General features: G+C 67.8%; 1 protein-coding gene. It reads right to left on the minus strand.

Annotation, left to right across the window (positions count from 1 at the left end; genetic code table 11):
• Window positions 1–255: AMP-binding protein (locus tag WCE05_RS26550; RefSeq protein ID WP_368816911.1), on the minus strand; the 255-nt coding region annotated here is incomplete at both ends.

Below are 255 nucleotides of genomic sequence, written 5' to 3' on the forward strand. Positions count from 1 at the left end.
TTTCGGCCGGCCTGTGGAGCCGGAGGTGTAGATCACATAGGCCAGGTTTTCAGGGGCCACCGCCACGTTCGGGTTGCGCGCGTCATCGGCGCCCGGCTCCAGGTCCAGCGCCAGGGTCTGCACGCCTTCGGCCAGCGGCAGTTGCAGGTGGCTCTGGGTCAGCAGCAGTTGCACGCCGCTGTCCTCGATCATGTAGCGCAGGCGGTCTTCGGGGTATTCCGGGTCCAGCGGCACGTAGGCGCCACCGGCCTTGAG

It is taken from the genome of Pseudomonas sp. I2, assembly GCF_040984075.1.
Classification (GTDB): domain Bacteria; phylum Pseudomonadota; class Gammaproteobacteria; order Pseudomonadales; family Pseudomonadaceae; genus Aquipseudomonas; species Aquipseudomonas guariconensis_B.